The following is a 16,389-nucleotide window of genomic DNA, read 5'->3' as shown; positions in this document are numbered from 1 at the left end:
GCCTGGGCGTCCGGCTCCCCTCCGCCTGGCTCTGCGCCGCCCGCCCGGCGCGCTCCCGACCCCGGCCCGCCCGCGTGTGCCCGAAGACGCCGGACCTCCCCGTCGGCGAGCCCTTCGCCAGCCGGTGCGCGCCTCCTCCCGCCTCCGCCGTCGAGGCGCGGCTCCGGGCACTCCTCGCCGAGCGGCTCGTCTTCGATCCGGCGCACACGGCGGTGCGTCTCGCGCGGCCGTTCTTCGAGCACCGCGAGGCGTGGCCCGACCTGGTGCTCGGCGAGCTGCGCGTCGCGATCGAGTACGACTCCACCGGCCGTCACGGACTCGAGCACGTCGGGCACCGCGAGGAGGCCGACCGGCGGAAGGACCGCGCGCTCCGCTCCGCCGGCTGGGAGGTGGTGCGCATCCGCACGGGCAAGCTGCTGCCGCTCGGCCCCCACGACCTGGTCGCCACGGGGGTCACGGCCGCGCTAGCGGACCGCCTGGTCGACCGGCTCCGCGATGTCCGCGGTCCGCTGCTCGTCGACGCCTGGGGGCGCTGAGCGCGTCGCGCGGCGGCTGCGGGACTGTCCTCCGGGATCCGTCCCCGTCGCTCCCTCCCCGTCGCGCCGTCCCGGTGTCCGGCTCGGCGGAGCGGGACCCGTGGATGCAGTGCCGGCGAGTGGGAACCGTCGAGTGGGAGCCGGCGAGTCGGAGCGGTCGAGTCGTCGCCGCCGGCTCGCAGCCGACGCGTCAGAGCCGCAGGGCCAGCGCCTCGCTGCGCCAGCGGCGGTGCAGGGCCCAGGGGTCGGGCTCCCCGGCGCGCACGGTCTCGATGTGGGCGTCGAGCACGGGGCTGCGCGCGAACCACTCGGTGCGCTCCAGGCGCTCGTCGGCGAACTGGGCGTGCCGATGCTGCTCGAGTGCTCGCCCGCCGCGCTCGAACGCGAGGAGCTCCTCGTGCCGGAGCCGGTGGAGGCGCTGCCGGGGATTGCCGCTGGTGCCGATCTTGATCCGCTCGCCGAAGCGGATGTAGTAGACGACGTCGACCCGGGGCGGCGGCAGCTCGCCGTCGGGAGCATCGCCGAGCCGCCACTCGCAGGCGGCGCAGAGCCAGGCGGAGGGGAGCCGGACGCCCAGGCGGGACCCGCACGCCGCGCACGGCGAGGGCAGGGCGTCGATCACGCCGTCCTCGCGGGCGACCCAGTCGTGCGCGAGCTCGAGGTGCGCCGCGCAGAGCGCGAGGGGGGCGCCCGTCTCGGCCGAGGAGGCGCACCCTCCGATCGCGCACGCTGACATGCCGCCGACGCTAGGTGCGACCCCCGACATCGCGCCGCCGTCGACCGCGCCGCCGAGAGCACGCAGGAGTCGGAGTGCTCGCTCTCGAGGACGGCGGCATCCGCGCTCGCGGCCCGGCGGATCAGCTCAGGCGGTCGACCAGCGACGAGGCGAGGCCCGTGTAGCCGCCCGGCGTCAGCGCCAGCAGGCGCTCCTTCGCCGCGTCGCCGATGTCGAGACCCTGCACGAAGACGGCGAGGTCGTCGGCACCGAGGCGCTTGCCGCGGGTCAGGTCCTTCAGCAGCGCGTACGGGTCGGTGATCGAGGAGCGGCCGGCCGCCACCTCTGCGCGGATCACCGTCTGGATCGCCTCGGCCAGCACCTCCCAGTTGCCGTCGAGGTCGGCGGCGAGGGCGGTCGGGTCGAGGTCGATCTCGAGCAGGCCGCGGGCGATGTTGTCGAGGGCGAGGAGGGAGTGGCCGAACGCGACGCCGATGTTGCGCTGCGTGGTCGAGTCGGTGAGGTCGCGCTGGAGGCGCGAGGTGACCAGGGTCTGCGCGAGCGAGTCGAGCAGGGCGCTGGAGAGCTCGAGGTTCGCCTCGGCGTTCTCGAAGCGGATCGGGTTGATCTTGTGCGGCATCGTGGACGAGCCGGTCGCCCCGGCCTGGGGGATCTGCCGGAAGTAGCCGAGCGAGATGTAGGTCCAGACATCGGTGCAGATGTTGTGCAGGATGCGGTTCGCGTGCGCGGCCCTGCCGTAGAGCTCGGCCTGCCAGTCGTGCGACTCGATCTGGGTGGTCAGCGGGTTGAAGACGAGGCCGAGGGAGGTGACGAACTCCTCCGCGAGGGCGGGCCAGTCGGTGCCGGGGTCGGCGGCGAGGTGCGCGGCGAACGTGCCCGTCGCTCCGCTGAACTTGCCCAGGTACTCCGTCGCCTCGATCTGCGCGACGACCCGCTCGAGCCGGTACGCGTAGACGGCGAACTCCTTGCCCATCGTGGTCGGGGTCGCGGGCTGGCCGTGGGTGCGGCTGAGCATCGACTCGCCGCGGTAGCGGACGGCCAGCTCCCGGAGCGACGCGACGACCGAGCGCAGCTTCGGCAGCCAGATCTCGCCGACGGCCTGGCGGACCACGATCGCGTAGGAGAGGTTGTTGATGTCCTCGCTGGTGGCGGCGAAGTGGGTGAGCTCGGCGATGCGCTGCAGGCCCAGCTCCTCGAGCCACTGGCGGACGAGGTATTCCACGGCCTTCACGTCGTGGCGGGTGCGGGCCTCGAGGGTCGCCAGCTCGTCGATCTCGGGCTGGCCGAAGTCGCGGGCGCGGCGGCGCAGCTCCTCGGCGGTCGCCGCGTCGACGGGCTCGGAGCCGAAGAGGCGGCGGTCGGTCAGCGCCAGCAGCCACTCGACCTCGACGTGCACCCGCGCGCGGTTCAGCCCCGCCTCCGAGAGGTACTCGCCGAGCGACGAGACGGCACCGCTGTAGCGGCCGTCGAGGGGGCTCAGCGGCTGGGTGGGGAGCGAGGTCATGCGGTGGTGCCTTCCGGTTCTCAGGTGTCCTGCGCGAGGGCGGCGCGCGCGTCGGTGGAGTCGGGGCGGACCGAGCGGTTGCCGCGCAGTCCTGGTTCGATCTGGGCGAAGAGGGCCCGGCAGGCGCGCTCGATCAGCGCGAGCACCGAGTCGAACGCCGCCGCATCGGAATAGTAGGGGTCGGGGACGTCGCCCTGCGGGGAGAGGCCGGGCTCGAAGTCGAGCAGGCGGCGGATCTTCTGCCGGTCGACCTCGGTGCGCGCCCAGGAGCGCAGCGCGCGCTCGTGCCCGTGGTCGAGCGCGACGACCAGGTCGAACTCGGCGAAGCGGGACGGGTCGAAGAGCTGGGCGCGGTGGCGGCCCCCGTCGAAGCCGTGACGCTCCAGCGCCGCGAGGGCGCGGCTGTCGGCGTGCTCGCCGAGGTGCCACTCGCCGGTGCCGGCCGAGCTGATCTCGATCGCGGAGCCGAGCCCCGCCTGCTCCGCCAGGGAGCGCAGCACCACCTCGGCCATCGGCGACCGGCAGATGTTGCCGGTGCAGACGAAGCACACGGCGAAGGCCGAGGGCGCAGGGGAGTCGGGGGTCACCCGCCCATCATGGCGCACCGCGGCTCCTCCACAGCAGGCCGATCGCGGCCGTCGTCCACCGATGGCGCGCGGGGCCTCCCGGGCGGCGGCGGCGCGGCCGATGCTGACTGCCGAGCCCGCGGTGTCAGTCCTGACGGCGGCGGAGGAAGGGGCGCAGGAGGAGGCCGATGAACCAGTTCACCAGGGCGAGCACGAGGGCGCCGAGCACGCCCCACCAGAAGCCGTCCACGACGAGGCCGAAGCCGAAGAGGCCGCTGATCCAGGCGGTCAGCAGCAGCAGGAGGCCGTTGACGAGGAACGAGACCAGGCCGAGCGTCAGCACGTACAGGGGGAACGCGACCACCCGCACCACTCCGCCGACGACGGCGTTGACGACGCCGAAGATCACCGCCACCAGCAGGTACGTGAGGACCGCCGCGGCGGGGCCCTCCTCGTACGGGTCCACGCGCACGCCCGCCACGACCAGGGTCGTGAGCCAGATCGCGACGGCGTTGGTCAGGAGGCCGAGGAGGAGTCTGCTCATGCCTCCACTATCCCCGCAGGCGGGGCGCGCCGCGAGCCGGGGCTCAGGTGAGGGGCCCGCCGATGGTCGGCTCGGGCGCAGGAGTGCAGAGGCGGGGGTCGTCGGCGCAGGTCCGCGGAGGGAGCACCGCGGTGGGCTCGGGCTGCGGCAGGGGCTCCGCCGTCGGCTGCGGGGCCTCGGTCGGCTCGGGGGCGGGCGCGGGAGCCGGCTCCGGAGCCGGGGGATCGGGCGTCGGCTCCTGGGTCGGCTCGGGCGCACTGGTCGGCCGGGGAGCTGCGGGAGGCGCGGGGCGCGGGGGAGGAGCGAATCCGCTGCCCGGCTCCGGGACGAGCGGCTCGCGCGCCTCGATCACGGCGACGGCCAGCGGAGCGACCGCGGCTCCCGAGGCGACAGCGCTCCGGAGCTGCTCGACCGCGTCGGTCAGCACCGCCCGCCGGGACGTCGATCCGCGACCGGAGGCGAGGGTCGACGTGGCGAGGCCGAGCACGCGTTCGGCCAGCGCCGTCCGCTGCTCCCCGGCCGCGGTCGTCGCGGTGGTGATGGCGTCGGCCGAGACTCCCTCGAGCGCTGCGTTCAGGGATCCGATCGCCACCAGCAGATCGGTGCGGGCCGCGCCCGCGACGGTGCCGTCGGTCGCGGTGAGGAGCGCGAGCGAGTCGTCCCGCAGCGCGAGGCCGGCCTCGCGCGCGGCGGTGTAGGCCGGAGGCGCGGCGACGTCGATGGACGTCTCGCGGAGAGTCGGGGTCGCCTGCGTGCCCTCCGCGGAGGGCGTGCATCCGGTGAGCGCGCCGGCGGCGACGAGCAGGGCGATCGCAGCCGTGGCGCCCCGGAGGAGCGGGCGCGCACCCCCGCGCCGCTCGGCTCGCCCTCGACTCCGCATCACTGCACCCTAATCGGGGGACGGCCGCCGTGGGCGCCGGTCAGTGGGGCGGTTCGCGCATCCGAGACCCGGGTCGGCCGCACCTCCGGGCCGCACCGGCGGCGCTCGACCGGTGGGAAGGGGGCCCGGCGCACACCCGTCGAGGGCGGGGGACGGCGCGCGCGGAACGGCGGGGCGCCCGCCGCCGCGCCGCCTAGCATGGGGCGGGTGACCGACCAGCAGGAGCCTCCCGTCCGCCTCCGCCCCGAGATCCTGGCGCTCCCCGCCTACAAGCAGGGCCGCGCGGCCGCCGCCGACGCCTTCAAGCTCTCCTCCAACGAGAACCCGTTCGACCCGCTGCCCTCCGTGCTCGCGCGGGTCCGCGAGGTGGACGACTTCAACCGGTACCCGGACGCGGCGGCGACCGCCCTGCGCACAGCGCTCGCCGCGGAGTACGGCGTCCCGATCGAGGAGGTGATCGTCGGAGCCGGCTCCGTCGCGGTCATCGCCCAGCTGATCACCGCGGCGGCGGGCCCGGGCGACGAGGTCGTCTACGCCTGGCGCTCGTTCGAGGCCTACCCCTCGCTCGTCACGACCGCGGGCGCCACCAGCGTGCGCGTGCCGCTCCGCGCCGACGACACCCACGACCTCGACGCCATGGCCCAGGCCGTCACCGAGCGCACCCGCCTGCTGATCGTCTGCAGCCCCAACAACCCCACCGGCACCGTCGCCACCGCCGACGACGTCGAGGCGCTCCTCGAGCGCGTCCCGGGAGACGTCCTCGTGCTCCTCGACGAGGCCTACGCCGAGTTCGTCGACGACGAGCGGGCCGTGGACGGCACCCGCCTGCTCGGCCGCTACCCGAACCTCGTGATCGCCCGCACCTTCTCCAAGGCGTACGGCCTCGCCGGCCTCCGCGTCGGCTACGCGATCGGCCACGCGCGGATCCTCGACGCCGCCCGCTCCACCGCCATCCCGCTCTCGGTCACCCGGTTCGCCGAGACAGCGGCGGTCGCCTCCCTCGAGCACCGCGAGGAGCTCCTCGAGCGCGTCCACCGCATCACCCGCCTCCGCGACGACCTCTGGCGGGCGCTGCTCGACCAGGGCTGGACGATCCCGGAGTCGCAGGCGAACTTCCTCTGGTTCGACACCCGCGAGGACACGGCGCGTGCCGCCGAGGTCTTCGAGCGCGCCGGGGTCGTGGTCCGCGCGTTCCCGCCGGAGGGGATCCGCGTCTCCGTCGGCGAGGCGCGCTCTGTCGACAAGCTCCTCAGCGCGGCGGCCGAGATTGTGGCTTCCCTCCCCGAGGGCCACCCCGCGAGACGGATAGGTTAGTCGGGTGGTAGCCACCAGCACGGAGTCGCCGACTGTCCAGTTCCTCTCCGCGGACGGGCGGTTCTCGCCGACCCCCGCGGCCGAGCAGTACGCCTCCTACCTCGACGGGGTGGACGAGGCGCAGCACCGCTCCTTCTATCGCGAGATGGCGGTGGTCCGCCGCTTCGACACCGAGGCCGCGAACCTGCAGCGCCAGGGCCAGCTCGGACTATGGGTCCCGAGCCACGGCCAGGAGGCGGCGCAGGTCGGCTCCGCGTTCGCGATGCGTCCGCAGGACCACGTGTTCCCCTCCTACCGCGAGCACGTCGTCGGCAAGATCCGCGGCATCGACCTGCTCGGCGTCCTCGCGCTCCTGCGCGGCACGACGCACGGCGGCTGGGACCCGACCGACCCGACCAACGGGAACTTCCACCTCTACACGCTGGTGCTCGGCTCGCAGGCCCTGCACGCGACCGGCTACGCGATGGGCCTCACTCTCGACGGAGCGACCGGCACGGGCGACCCCGAGAAGGACGCGGCCGTCGTCGTCTACTTCGGCGACGGCGCCTCCAGCCAGGGCGACGTCAGCGAGGCGATGGTCTTCGCCGCGAGCTACCAGGCTCCCGAGGTCTTCTTCCTCCAGAACAACCACTACGCGATCTCGGTCCCCGTGGCCACGCAGTCGCGCAGCCCCCTCTACCTCCGCTCCTCCGGCTTCGGCATCCCCGGCGTGCAGATCGACGGCAACGACGTGCTCGCGAGCTACGCGGTCACCGCCAAGCACCTGCAGGACGCGCGCTCCGGCGGCGGTCCCCAGTTCATCGAGGCGCTGACCTACCGGATCGGCGCGCACACCTCGAGCGACGACCCGACGAAGTACCGCACCGACGACGAACTCGCCTCGTGGGTCGCGAAGGATCCGATCACCCGCTTCGCCGCGTTCCTGCGGAGCGAGGGCGTGGAGCAGTCCTTCTTCGACGAGGTCGACGAGGAGGCGAAGGACTTCGCGTCCGACATCCGCCGCCGCCTCCTCGCCCTCGAGGTCCCGCCCACGGGCGTCATGTTCGACCACGTCTACTCGGAGCCGCACGTGCTCGTCGAGGAGCAGAAGGCGTGGCTGCAGCGCTACGAAGAATCGTTCGGAGGCGAGTGATGACGATCGACACCAGCACGACGGCCGCGCAGCCGCCCCTCACCGGGTCGCAGCTCGAGTCCATGTCCATGGCCAAGGCGCTCAACGCCGGCCTCCGCCGAGCGATGACGCAGGACGACCGCGTCCTCCTGATGGGCGAGGACATCGGCCCCCTGGGCGGCGTCTTCCGCATCACCGAGGGCCTGCACGCCGAGTTCGGGGCGAAGCGCGTGCTCGACACGCCGCTCGCCGAGTCCGGCATCGTCGGCACTGCGATCGGGCTCGCGATGCGCGGCTTCCGCCCGGTCTGCGAGATCCAGTTCGACGGGTTCATCTACCCGGCGTTCGACCAGATCACCTCGCAGCTGGCCAAGATGACCAACCGCCACGAGGGTGCGATCACCATGCCCGTCGTCATCCGCGTGCCCTACGGCGGGCACATCGGAGCTGTCGAGCACCACCAGGAGAGCAACGAGGCGTACTTCGCGCACACCGCGGGCCTGCGCGCGGTCAGCCCGTCGACTCCCAACGACGCCTACTGGATGATCCAGGAGGCCATCGCCTCGGACGACCCCGTCATGTTCTTCGAGCCCAAGAGCCGCTACTGGCCCAAGGGCGACGTCGACCTCAGCGGGTCCGCCGCGCCGCTGCACGCCAGCCGCGTCGTCCGCCAGGGCACCGAGGTCACGCTGGTCGGCTGGGGCCCGATGGTCGCCGTCCTCCTCCAGGCCGCCGAGCTCGCGGGCGAGGAGGGCACGAGCGTCGAGGTCGTCGACCTGCGCTCGCTCTCCCCGATCGACTGGGAGCCGCTGCTCGCGTCGGTCCGCAGGACCGGTCGGCTCGTCGTCGCGCAGGAGGCGTCCGCGAACGTGAGCCTCGGCTCCGAGATCGCGGCGACCGTCACCGAGCGCGCCTTCTTCTCGCTGGAGGCGCCGGTCCTCCGGGTCGCCGGCTTCGACACCCCCTTCCCGCCCGCCAAGGTCGAGAAGCTCTTCCTCCCCGACGTCGACCGCGTGCTCGAGGCCGTCGACCGCTCGCTCGCGTACTGACGCGCGCGACATCCGCCCGCACGAGCCCACAGGAGTCCCCCCGATGACAGAGCAGTTCCTCCTCCCCGACGTCGGCGAGGGCCTCACCGAGGCCGAGATCGTGGCCTGGAAGGTCAAGGTCGGCGACGAGGTGGCCGTCAACCAGGTCCTCGTCGAGATCGAGACCGCCAAGTCGCTCGTCGAGCTCCCCTCGCCGTTCAGCGGCACCGTGGTCGACGTGCTCGTCGACGAGGGCCAGACGGTCGACGTCGGCACCGCGATCATCACCGTCCAGGCCGGAGCCGGCTCGATCGGCTCCGAGGTGCCCGCGATCCCGGCCCACCCCGCGCAGGCCGCCGCTCCGCCCGCCCCCTCCACCACCGAGCCGGGCGAGGGCTCTGGAGCCGCGCTCGTCGGCTACGGCACCGCCGGCGGACACGTCCAGACCCGCCGCCGCCGACCGGGCGCCACCGCCTCGGCCGCCGCGCCCGCCGCCCGCCCGACGGCCCCGGCCCGGCCCGCCTCCGTGCCGGCCGCCGCCGCGCTCCCCGTCATCGCGAAGCCGCCGATCCGCAAGCTCGCGAAGGACCTCGACGTCGACCTCCTCGAGGTGCAGGCCACCGGCCTCGCCGGCGAGGTCACCCGCGACGACGTCATCCGCCACGCCTCCCAGGCCAGCGTCTTCCGCAACATCCAGACCCCCGCCTGGGGCGACGACCGCGAGGAGCGGATCCCCGTGCGCGGCGTCCGCAAGGCGATCGCCGCCGCGATGTCGACGAGCGCGTTCACCGCGCCCCACGTCAGCGTCTTCGTCGACGTCGACGCGACCCGCACCATGGAGTTCGTCAAGCGCCTCAAGAACTCGCCCGACTTCGCCGGCGTCAAGGTCTCGCCGCTGCTCATCATGGCCAAGGCCATCATCTGGGCCGTCCGCCGCAACCCCACCGTCAACTCCGCCTGGACCGACACCGAGATCGTCGTCCGCCACTACGTCAACCTCGGCATCGCCGCGGCCACCCCGCGCGGACTGCTCGTCCCCAACGTCAAGGACGCCCAGTCGATGAGCCTCCTCGAACTGGCCCAGGCCCTCGAGAAGCTCACCCTCGACGCCCGCGACGGCAAGACCACCGCCGCCGACATGCAGAACGGCACCATCACCATCACCAACATCGGCGTCTTCGGGATGGACACGGGCACCCCGATCCTGAACCCCGGCGAAGTCGCGATCATCGCCCTCGGCACGATCAAGCAGAAGCCCTGGGTCGTCGACGGCGAGGTCCGCCCCCGCTTCGTCACCACGGTCGGCGGCTCCTTCGACCACCGCGTCGTCGACGGCGACGTGGTCAGCCGCTTCGTCGCCGACGTCGCCAGCGTGCTGGAGGAACCGGCGCTGCTGCTCGACTGAGCGGGCGGTGCTCGATTGAGCGGATTCCTCCTTCGTCGTCATCCGTTCCGCGGTCGGCTGTACGAGGTGGGGGCGTGCCGTGGAGCGGGGAGCGTACCGCTACGCCGAATCGCTGGAACGCGATTCGGCGGTGAGCTCGGCCCTGCGGGCGAGCGTGCGCTGACGTGGCTCGGCCCTTCGCTGTCGAGGGAGGGCGGATGGTCTCCGCTGAGGGTGCGGTGTGCACCCGCGACGTCGGGAGCGGGGGGACGGGGCAGCGGTCAGCGGGGGGAGACGGCGAAGGAGTGCAGGGCGAGGGCGTCGCTCAGGCGGGCGGCGACGCGGGCGCCGCGGACGCTGGTGCCCTGGGGGTCCAGCGGCGGGCTGACGACGGCGGCGCCGAGGCGACCGGGAGCGGAGAGGACGAGGGCGCCCGAGACGCTCGACTTGGCGGGGACGCCGACCGCGCGCATCCAGCGGCCCGAGCCGTCGTAGACGCCGCACGTCGCCATGACCGCGACCACGTCGCGGGCGACCGAGGCCGGCACGACCCGCTCGCCGGTCCCCGGGTGCACGCCGCCGAACGCGAGCGTCGCGCCCATCGCGGCCAGGTCGCGGACGTCGACCAGCACGGCGCACGCCCGGGCGTACGCGGAGACGGCGTCGTCGGCGCTGCGGTGCAGGGTGCCCTCCGCGCGCATCAGGTGCGCGAGGGCGTGGTTCCGGTCGCCGAGGAGGTGCTCGTCGGCGGCGACGCTCTCGTCGACGGAGAGCGGGCGGCCGGCGAAGGCGGAGAGGCCGCGGAGGATCCGCTCGCTCCGGCCGTCGGCGTCGCCGCCGTCGACCAGGGCGGCGGTCAGCAGCGCTCCCGCGTTGACCATCGGGTTCGGCGGGCGCCCGGTGCCGCTCTCGAGCTTGAGGGCGTCGAAGGCCTCGCCGGTGGGCTCGGTGCCGACGCGGTCGAGCGCGTCACCGCCGGTGTCGAGGAGCGCGAGCGCGAACAGGAACGGCTTCACGGCCGACTGGATGCTGAACCGCGACTCCGCGTCGGCGCTCGCGCGGACGGACCCGTCGGGCAGGACGAGCGCGATCGCGCACAGACCCGGGTCGGCGTCCGCGAGCGCGGGGATGCTGTCGTCGACCTCGCCCCCGTCGTCCGGCAGCACCTCCCGGCGCAGCGCCTCGAGGTCGAAGGCCAGGGGATCGGGGAGGGGGCTCATCCGTCCACTCTGTCAGGGCGGGGAGCCCGTCGCGTCCCGGGCCTCAGACGAGCCCGAACTCCGCGTCCAGCGCGTCCAGCTCCGCGGCGAACGACGCGCGCAGACTCTCCTTCTCGGCGGCGGGCAGCCAGGAGGCCTCCGCTCCGGTGAGCGCCATCTCGCGCAGCTGACCGGCGGTCGCGCCGATCGGGCCGGCGGCGAGGCGGTACTCGTCGGCGAGCGTGGTCGGGAACATCCCGGGATCGTCGGAGCACGGTACGACCCGCAGTCCCGCGTCCAGCATCGCCCGGATGGACGCGCGCCGCCAGGGCCGCCAGGAGCGGCGCGAGGTCGTCGAGGCGACGGTGAACACCACGCCCTGCTCGCGGACGCGCTCGACGACGGCGGGGTCCTCGAGGACGAAGTAGCCGTGGTCGATCCGGTCGCAGCCCAGCAGATCGAGGCAGGTCGTCGTGTTGGCCGCGGTCGGGGCGTGCTCGGAGGAGTGGGCGGTCCGGCCCAGGCCGGCCTCCCCGGCGAGGCGGTAGGCGTCGGCGAAGCGCTCGGGCGGACCCGCCGTCTCGAGGTTGTCGAGCCCGATCCCCGCCACGTACTCGTGGGGGTGGCGGACGACCTCGCGGACCAGCTCGAGCGCCTCCTCCCCGCTGCGGCCCGCGGCCTGAGCCGGGACGGTTCCCGACGGGACCCGCGGGTCCGCGCGGCTCCGGGAGGCCGGACGCGGTCCCGCGGGTGGGGCGCCGCTACGCCGTGAGCGCGACCGCCGTCCACGAGACGGGCGGGAGGGTCAGCGTCAGCACGCCGTCCTCGAGCGTCGCCGGGGCCTCGCGCAGGCGCACGCGGTCCTGGTCGTCACGCGTGTTCTTCGCGTAGGGGTCCTCGTCGAACAGGGCCACCGCCTCCGCGATGCTCGAGACTCCGAGGCCGCTGACGTCGACGGTGACCTCGATCGGCTCCGTCTGCGAGCGGTTCACCAGGAAGACGGCCGCGCGGCCCTCGTCGACGGTGGCGACGGAGTCGATGAGCGGAGCGTCGCCGTGACGGGCGGTCGAGTAGGTCCCCGCGTCGATCCGGGGGCGCAGCACCGAGCCGGAGGCCAGGCGCGCGGTGGTCGAGAACGGGAAGAACGTGGTCTGGCGCCACGCGGCTCCGCCCGGCTCGGTCATGATCGGCGCGATCACGTTGACGAGCTGCGCGAGGGAGGCGGAGGTGACCCGGTCGGAGTTCTTCAGCAGCGTGATCATCAGGTTGCCGAGGACGACGGCGTCGGCGACGGAGTAGACGTCCTCGAGCAGGCGCGGGGCGTAGGCCCACTCGCGGGTGCTCTGGTCGCCCTCGGCGTCGGCCTTCTCCTTCGCCTGCCACTCCTCGAGGTACCAGACGTTCCACTCGTCGAAGGAGAGCTTGATGTCCTTCGTCTTCTTGAGCTTGAACTTCACGTGGTCCACGGTCGCCGCGACGGTGGCGATGAAGTACTCCATGTCGAGGGAGGAGGCGAGGAAGGAGCCGAGGTCTCCGTCGTACTCCTGGTAGTAGGCGTGGCACGAGACGTACTCGACGTCGTCGTACGCGTGCTCGAGGACCACGCGCTCCCACTCGCCGAAGGTCGGCATCGACGAGCTCGACGAGCCGCAGACGACCAGCTCGAGCGAGGGGTCGGCGATCTTGAGGGCCTTGGCGGTGCGGGAGGCGAGCTTGCCGTAGTCGTCAGCGCTCATGTGGCCGACCTGCCAGGGGCCGTCCATCTCGTTCCCGAGGCACCACATGCGGATGTCGTAGGGCTCGGTCCCGCCGTTGGCGATGCGCTGGTCGGCGAGAGCGGTGCCGGCCGGTCCGTTGGCGTACTCGAGGACGTCGAGCGCCTCGAGGACGCCGCGGGTGCCGAGGTTGACGGCGTACATGATCTCGCTGCCGGTCAGCTCCGCCCACTTCGCGAAATCGTCCAGCCCGACCTCGTTGGTCTCGAGCGAGTGCCAGGCCAGGTCGCGGCGGCGGGGGCGCTCGGAGCGCGGGCCGACGCCGTCCTCCCAGCGGTAGCCCGAGACGAAGTTGCCGCCGGGGTAGCGGATCGTCGTGGTGCCCAGCTCCTTGACCAGCTCGACCACGTCGAGGCGGAACCCGTCCTCGTTCGAGGCGGGGTGGCCGGGCTCGTAGATGCCGTCGTACACGCAGCGGCCGAGGTGCTCGACGAACGAGCCGAAGAGGCGCGGAGTGACGGGGGCGACGACCGCGGCGGGGTCGAGGCTGATGCGCGCGGTGGCGGCGGGGGCGTCGGTCATGAGGGCCTTTCGGGCTTCGGGCTCCCGCAGCGGGCTCGGCGGCGAGCGGTCTTTCTAACGTTGTACACGATGGTCCGCCCCGGCTCGGCCGCTGTCAAGAGCGGCACGGGCCCCTCCTGCCTCGCTGCTCGCCGCTGCCGACGGCGGCAGACCTCTTCGGGCGTCGCGTCTCCCCGCCGCCGCTCAGCGCACCTGTGCTCGACTGGGCGGGTGCCCTCCTCCGATGCCGTCACCGACGCCTGCTCCGAGCTCGCCGACCGCGCCGACGCCCTCGCGGCGTCGCATCCCCGCCCGCGGGCGTTCCTCGCGGCCGTCGCGAAGGACGTCGCCGGCATCCGCAGTGCCCCGCTCGGCGCCCTCGACCTGGCGCACGGCGGCCGCAACCGGGTCCGGGGGAAGGGCTTCCGCCGCCCCTACGACGACGGCACCCGCGGCCAGGCCCGCCACTTCGCCGGCGTCGCGGGCGCCACGCTGTACCTCGGCGGCCCGCTCGCGCACCTGTTCCTCCGCACCGTCGGCGGCGACGTCCGCGGCTCGGCCGACGACCGGCTGACGACGCGGGCCGTGGAGTGGAGCCGGCTCCTCCGCTGCGGCGAGCTGGCCGTCGCGGACGCGGGAGCGTGGATCCGCCGCGAGATCTGCGGCAGCGGGACCTGCGCCTAGGCCCCGGCCGACGCCCGTCCGACGGCCGGGTCCTCCGCGATCGGCCGGCCCGCGGTCGACTCCCGGGCGACCACGGTGAACGCCGCCTCGTAAAGCGTCCCGGGGCCGGTGCGGGTGCCCTCGATCCGGGCCTGCAGCACCTCGACCGCGGTGCGCGCGATCTCGTCGCGCCCCGAGTCCACGGTGGAGAGGCTGGGGGAGGAGTAGCCCGCCTCGTCGATGTCGTCGAAGCCGATCACCGCCACCTCCTCGGGCACGCGGACCCCCGCCTCCTGGAGCGCGCGGACCGCGCCGAGCGCGAGGGTGTCGTTGAGTGCGAACACGGCGTCGAAGTCGAGCCCGGAGGCGAGCACGCGGCGCATCGCCTCGGCGCCGCCGGAGCGCCGCCACGGGCCCGAGACGCCGATCATCCGCTCGTCGTAGGCGATGCCGGCCTCGGCGAGCGCGGCGCGGTAGCCCTCGAGGCGGAGCGACGCCGAGCTGACGGCGGCGTCGGGGTGGGTCCCGAGCGCCACGATCCGGCGCCTTCCGGAGGCGAGCAGGTGCGCGGTGGCCGCGTGCGCCGCCGCGGTGTTCTGCATGGTGACGTGGTCGACCAGCCCGGTGAAGATCCGCTCGCCGAGCAGCACCAGGGGGAAGCCGACCGCGAGCGCGTCCTCGTCGGCGAGGCCCAGCGGGCTGAAGAGCAGGCCGTCGGTGAGCTGCCGGCGCTCGCTCGCCAGGACGCTCCGCTCGCGCTCGGGGTCGCCGCCGGTCTGCTCGATCAGCACCGTCAGGCCGCGCTCGTCGGCGGCGCGCATCACGCTGTCGGCGAGCTCGGCGAAGTAGGGGAGGCTCAGCTCCGGCAGGGCGAGGCCGATCACGCCGGTGCGGCCGCGGCGCAGGCTCCGCGCGGAGAGGTTGGGGCGGTAGCCCAGTTGCGCGATGGCCGCCTGCACCCGGGAGCGGGTGGCCGGGCGCACGTGCGGATAATCGTTGATCACGTTCGAGACGGTCTTGATCGAGACGTCGGCGGCGCGGGCGACGTCGTGCAGCGTGACGGCCACGGTCCTCCCTCCGCTCGGCCCTCACGCTACCCCGGGGCTCCGCTCCGGCCTGTCGCGGATCGACGCCGGGGCGGCGTGCGGGCGGGGCGCGCCGCCGGAGCAGGACGCGCCCCGCGGCCGATCAGGTGTACCAGCTGGGCTCGGGGACGGTGTCGAGCAGGGCGAAGACGCCGACCTCGCGGCGCTTGTAGGGCAGCGGATCGTGCAGGGAGTGGGTGCGGAGGTTCCGCCAGTAGAGGTCGAGTCCGACCGAGCTCGCGGAGGCGCGGGCGCCGGTCAGCTCGAAGACGCGGGTCGCCGTCGCGAGGCCGTCCTCCACGATCCGCGCCTTGGCCGCGGCGATCCGCACGGCGATCTCGCCGCGGCGCCGAGGCGTCAGCTCCTCGCGCGGAGCGTGCAGCGCGGCCGAGAGCGCGGCCCCCGTCGCGTCGATCAGCGCCTCGTCGGCCCAGAGCCGGGACTGCAGGTCGCCGTATCCCTCGAGCACGTACCACTCGTCGCCGGCGCGCTCCTTGTCGTCGCCGCCGTACGGCCAGGCCCGGGTGCGCTCGCGGGTGTACTGCGCCGCGCGCTCGAGAGCTCCCTGCGCGATGCCGAGGTAGAACTCGGCGAAGACCTGCTGGATGACGGGCACGTTGAGGGTGTTGTAGACGAGCGGACGGTAGACCCTGTCGACGAAGCCGGCCGCGGCCGCCCACGGCACGCGGACGCCGCGGATCTCGACGGAGCCGGACTCGGTGAGCCGCTGGCCGAGGCTGTCCCAGTCGCGGCCGAAGACGATCCCCTCCTGATCGGTGGGGACGATCGCGAAGAGGTGGGTGTCCGTCCCCTCGAGCACCCCCTCGAGCACGGTCAGGTCGCTGACCACGCCGCCGGTCGAGAACGACTTGCGGCCGGTGAAGACCAGCTCGTCGCCCTCCTCCCGCACGGTGAGGTCGGAGTCGCGCGGGTTCACCGCGCCTCCGTAGAGGAGGTCCCCCTCGGTCGCGAGCTGCTCGACCGCGATGATCTGCTCAGGGGTCCCCACGAGGCGGGCCGCCCAGGCCCAGAGGTAGTGGTAGCCGAGCAGCTGGCCGATCGAGCCGTCGCCGCGCGCGACGGTGCGGACGACGCGGAGGGCGGTGGTCCACTCCTGGGCACCGCCGCCGTGCTCGGCGGGCCCGAGCAGCGTGACGAGGCCGGCCGCCTTGAGCAGGGCGACCTCGGCGAAGGGGGCGGCGCCGGCGCGGTCGCGCTCGAGGGCGTCGGTCGCGAGCACGGCGGCGACCTCCTCGGCGCGGACGAGCCAGGCGTCAGGGGAGTCGGGCCGGGGTGCGGCCGACCAGTGCTCGGCGGCGGCGTCGATCGTCGTCGCGGCGTCGGCGCCGGCGGTCGTGGGTGCGGTGGTGGTCACGGTGTCCTCGTCTCGTCGGGGGCGGTGTGCAGCGACTGTGCCAGGGGCGAGGTGTCCGGAGCGAGGCGTATGTCGCCCCGTGTCCGCGTGTGTCCGCGGATGACCGGCGGGCGCCTCCGCACGATTTTGACAATCGTTATCAATAGCCGTTAGCGTGGGGGCACCCGCCCGGCCCCTGACCCAGATCG

At 73.9% G+C, this 16,389-nt stretch carries 15 protein-coding genes and 1 pseudogene; 6 read left to right on the top strand and 10 right to left on the bottom strand.

Translation table 11 applies throughout. The annotated features are described in order from the left end of the window. Nucleotides 1-536: pseudogene (locus tag C5C82_RS13245) on the top strand (endonuclease domain-containing protein); the annotation flags it as partial. Nucleotides 537-726: 190 nt separating this feature from the next. Here the strand turns inward: C5C82_RS13245 and C5C82_RS13240 are convergent. The 5 genes from C5C82_RS13240 to C5C82_RS13220 form a co-directional block, all read right to left on the bottom strand. After that, nucleotides 727-1,272: a GIY-YIG nuclease family protein gene (locus tag C5C82_RS13240; RefSeq protein WP_104296284.1), complete on the bottom strand. Its 546-nt coding sequence runs from the start codon at nt 1,270-1,272 to the stop codon at nt 727-729. 121 nt (nt 1,273-1,393) lie between these two features. Next, nucleotides 1,394-2,776 (bottom strand): adenylosuccinate lyase, encoded by a 1,383-nt coding sequence (gene purB, locus C5C82_RS13235; protein WP_104296285.1) that lies wholly within the window; start codon nt 2,774-2,776, stop codon nt 1,394-1,396. Between the two features lie 20 nt (nt 2,777-2,796). Next, complete coding sequence (locus C5C82_RS13230; RefSeq protein ID WP_181027248.1) at nt 2,797-3,363, bottom strand: low molecular weight protein-tyrosine-phosphatase; 567 nt, start codon at nt 3,361-3,363, stop codon at nt 2,797-2,799. Between the two features lie 124 nt (nt 3,364-3,487). After that, nucleotides 3,488-3,886 carry a phage holin family protein gene (locus tag C5C82_RS13225; protein ID WP_104225199.1) on the bottom strand — a complete coding sequence of 133 codons (399 nt, stop codon included), beginning with the start codon at nt 3,884-3,886 and terminating at the stop codon, nt 3,488-3,490. Nucleotides 3,887-3,929: 43 nt separating this feature from the next. After that, a complete protein-coding gene (locus tag C5C82_RS13220) occupies nt 3,930-4,766 on the bottom strand; it encodes a hypothetical protein (RefSeq protein ID WP_146085992.1) in 837 nt (278 codons plus the stop codon). 198 nt (nt 4,767-4,964) lie between these two features. On the opposite strand from C5C82_RS13220, the gene hisC reads away from it, so the two are divergent. The 4 genes from hisC (at nt 4,965) to C5C82_RS13200 (ending at nt 9,624) form a co-directional block, all read left to right on the top strand. Next, nucleotides 4,965-6,080 carry a histidinol-phosphate transaminase gene (gene hisC, locus C5C82_RS13215; protein ID WP_104226632.1) on the top strand — a complete coding sequence of 372 codons (1,116 nt, stop codon included), beginning with the start codon at nt 4,965-4,967 and terminating at the stop codon, nt 6,078-6,080. A gap of 4 nt (nt 6,081-6,084) precedes the next feature. Further along, the gene (locus tag C5C82_RS13210) at nt 6,085-7,212 is read left to right on the top strand and encodes a thiamine pyrophosphate-dependent dehydrogenase E1 component subunit alpha (RefSeq protein ID WP_104226633.1); all 1,128 of its coding nucleotides are present in this window, start codon (nt 6,085-6,087) and stop codon (nt 7,210-7,212) included. Nucleotides 7,213-7,274: 62 nt separating this feature from the next. Continuing rightward, on the top strand, nt 7,275-8,240 hold the full coding sequence (locus C5C82_RS13205; protein ID WP_181027250.1) for an alpha-ketoacid dehydrogenase subunit beta: 966 nt from the start codon (nt 7,275-7,277) through the stop codon (nt 8,238-8,240). A gap of 43 nt (nt 8,241-8,283) precedes the next feature. After that, entirely contained in the window at nt 8,284-9,624 is a 1,341-nt protein-coding gene (locus C5C82_RS13200; protein WP_104292763.1) for a dihydrolipoamide acetyltransferase family protein, read from the top strand. A gap of 260 nt (nt 9,625-9,884) precedes the next feature. Here the strand turns inward: C5C82_RS13200 and glsA are convergent, their stop codons facing one another. From glsA to C5C82_RS13185, 3 genes are all read right to left on the bottom strand, one after another. After that, a complete protein-coding gene (gene glsA / locus C5C82_RS13195; protein WP_104355205.1) occupies nt 9,885-10,823 on the bottom strand; it encodes a glutaminase A in 939 nt (312 codons plus the stop codon). A gap of 43 nt (nt 10,824-10,866) precedes the next feature. Next, nucleotides 10,867-11,448, bottom strand: coding sequence for a hypothetical protein (locus tag C5C82_RS13190; RefSeq protein WP_104296041.1), 582 nt, complete (start codon nt 11,446-11,448; stop codon nt 10,867-10,869). Nucleotides 11,449-11,563: 115 nt separating this feature from the next. After that, on the bottom strand, nt 11,564-13,099 hold the full coding sequence (locus C5C82_RS13185) for an alpha-N-arabinofuranosidase (RefSeq protein ID WP_104233557.1): 1,536 nt from the start codon (nt 13,097-13,099) through the stop codon (nt 11,564-11,566). Between the two features lie 210 nt (nt 13,100-13,309). On the opposite strand from C5C82_RS13185, the gene C5C82_RS13180 reads away from it, so the two are divergent. Further along, nucleotides 13,310-13,762, top strand: a complete 453-nt coding sequence (locus tag C5C82_RS13180; protein WP_104296042.1) for a hypothetical protein — start codon at nt 13,310-13,312, stop codon at nt 13,760-13,762. Here C5C82_RS13180 and C5C82_RS13175 read toward each other — a convergent pair. After that, nucleotides 13,759-14,808, bottom strand: coding sequence for a LacI family DNA-binding transcriptional regulator (locus tag C5C82_RS13175; protein WP_104296043.1), 1,050 nt, complete (start codon nt 14,806-14,808; stop codon nt 13,759-13,761). The two genes, C5C82_RS13180 and C5C82_RS13175, sit on opposite strands and share 4 nt — an antisense overlap. Before the next feature lie 121 nt (nt 14,809-14,929). After that, complete coding sequence (locus tag C5C82_RS13170) at nt 14,930-16,201, bottom strand: acyl-CoA dehydrogenase family protein (protein WP_258062949.1); 1,272 nt, start codon at nt 16,199-16,201, stop codon at nt 14,930-14,932. Nucleotides 16,202-16,389: the final 188 nt, after the last annotated feature.

This window comes from Rathayibacter sp. AY1D5, from assembly GCF_002932515.1.
GTDB lineage: Bacteria > Actinomycetota > Actinomycetes > Actinomycetales > Microbacteriaceae > Rathayibacter.
The sequence above is the reverse complement of the archived record's forward strand: the minus strand, read 5'-3'. Positions and strand labels throughout refer to the sequence as shown.

Excerpts from the sequence above, each read along its gene's own strand:
- C5C82_RS13240 (WP_104296284.1), bottom strand. The coding sequence starts at position 1,272 with ATGTCAGCGTGCGCGATCGGAGGGTGCGCCTCCTCGGCCGAGACGGGC.
- hisC (WP_104226632.1), top strand. The coding sequence starts at position 4,965 with ATGGGGCGGGTGACCGACCAGCAGGAGCCTCCCGTCCGCCTCCGCCCC.
- glsA (WP_104355205.1), bottom strand. The coding sequence starts at position 10,823 with ATGAGCCCCCTCCCCGATCCCCTGGCCTTCGACCTCGAGGCGCTGCGC.
- C5C82_RS13220 (WP_146085992.1), bottom strand. The coding sequence starts at position 4,766 with ATGCGGAGTCGAGGGCGAGCCGAGCGGCGCGGGGGTGCGCGCCCGCTC.
- C5C82_RS13185 (WP_104233557.1), bottom strand. The coding sequence starts at position 13,099 with ATGACCGACGCCCCCGCCGCCACCGCGCGCATCAGCCTCGACCCCGCC.
- purB (WP_104296285.1), bottom strand. The coding sequence starts at position 2,776 with ATGACCTCGCTCCCCACCCAGCCGCTGAGCCCCCTCGACGGCCGCTAC.
- C5C82_RS13225 (WP_104225199.1), bottom strand. The coding sequence starts at position 3,886 with ATGAGCAGACTCCTCCTCGGCCTCCTGACCAACGCCGTCGCGATCTGG.
- C5C82_RS13200 (WP_104292763.1), top strand. The coding sequence starts at position 8,284 with ATGACAGAGCAGTTCCTCCTCCCCGACGTCGGCGAGGGCCTCACCGAG.
- C5C82_RS13205 (WP_181027250.1), top strand. The coding sequence starts at position 7,275 with ATGTCCATGGCCAAGGCGCTCAACGCCGGCCTCCGCCGAGCGATGACG.